Source organism: Halapricum sp. CBA1109 (assembly GCF_009741825.1).
In the GTDB taxonomy this organism is placed as follows: Archaea; Halobacteriota; Halobacteria; order Halobacteriales; family Haloarculaceae; genus Halapricum.
The window spans coordinates 1-1,532 of the sequence record NZ_WPCA01000248.1 but is presented as its reverse complement, the minus strand read 5'-3'; the positions used below and the strand labels follow the sequence as shown (position 1 = coordinate 1,532).

The window sequence follows — 1,532 nt, the reverse complement described above, 5'->3', positions numbered from 1 at the left end:
GTGCTGTGTGAGGGTTGAAATGAGTATGAGTGGTAGGCGGCGAACCGGATTTCCCAGAGGCTCGCGCACTCCAGTACTCGCCGGAACGCTGGCGGGCTTATCTTCCGTGTTCGGGATGGGTACGGGAGTGTCCCCGCCGCTATGGCCGCCTTAACGCCGATCCGCGGACTCGAACCGCGGCCCCCTCCGGGGGACCGTCATCGGTGGTCGATGCGACCGTGTGTACGTGCGATCCAGTTCGCGCCTGGACTCGTTCAAAGAGTCACAGTGCGGTATGAATGGTGGCTTCGATCGGTTAGTACTCGCGGGCTCAACGTCTCGTTGCCTCGACGCGTACACCCCGAGTCTATCGAACTCGTCTTCTACGAGTGATCTCGGCGGTATCTCTTTTCCAGGTAGGTTTCGAGCTTAGATGCGTTCAGCTCTTACCCTATGTCGCGTGGCTGCCCGGCAGCGCCCTCTCGGACGACCGGTACACCAGTGGCGACCACCCGTAGTTCCTCTCGTACTATACGGACGTTCCCGTCAGATACCATAACACCCCCAATAGATAGCAGCCGACCTGTCTCACGACGGTCTAAACCCAGCTCACGACCTCCTTTAATAGGCGAACAACCTCACCCTTGCCCGCTTCTGCACGGGCAGGATGGAGGGAACCGACATCGAGGTAGCAAGCCACTCGGTCGATATGTGCTCTTGCGAGTGACGACTCTGTTATCCCTAAGGTAGCTTTTCTGTCATTCATAGCCCGCATCAAGCGGGCGTATGAGTTCGCTAGACCACGCTTTCACGTCAGCGTTCCTCGTTGGGAAGAACACTGTCAAACCATCTTATGCTCTTGCGCTCTTCTCCGGATCTCCGACCCGGATGAGATGGTCTTGGGGCGCGCTCGATATTCTTTCGAGCGCGTACCGCCCCAGTCAAACTGCCCGGCTATCGGTGTCCTCCGCCAGGAGTGAGGGTCACAGTCACTACCGGGTAGTGTTTCATGTCTGACTCGGTGACTCGCTAGCGCGAGTACCTGTGTAATGTCTCCTACCTACCCTGCACAGTAGCGACCATGTCCCAGCGACAGCCTGCAGTAAAGCTCTATAGGGTCTTCGCTTCCCCTTGGGGGTCTCCAGACTCCGCACTGGAACGTACAGTTCACCGGGCCCAACGTTGGGACAGCGACGCTCTCGTTAATCCATTCATGCAAGCCGCTACTGAAGCGGCAAGGTACTACGCTACCTTAAGAGGGTCATAGTTACCCCCGCCGTTGACGGGTCCTTCGTCCTATTGTACTAGGTGTTCAGATACCCGCACTGGGCAGGATTCAGTGACCGTACGAGTCCTTGCGGATTTGCGGTCACCTATGTTGTTACTAGACAGTCGGAGCGTCCAAGTCACTGCGACCTGCCTCATTCCGAGGCAGGCACCCCTTATCGCGAACTTACGGGGCTAAATTGCCGAATTCCCTAACGTCGGTTTGTCCCGACAGGCCTTGGCTTTCGCCGCCAGAGCACCTGTGTCGGATCTCGGTACGAATATCA

General features: G+C 57.4%; 2 rRNA genes. Both read right to left on the bottom strand.

The annotated features are described in order from the left end of the window. Positions 1-31: 31 nt before the first annotated feature. Positions 32-153, bottom strand: a 5S ribosomal RNA gene (rrf, locus tag GJ629_RS15700). 122 nt (positions 154-275) lie between these two features. Further along, positions 276-1,532: ribosomal RNA gene (locus GJ629_RS16585) — 23S ribosomal RNA — on the bottom strand; the annotation flags it as partial.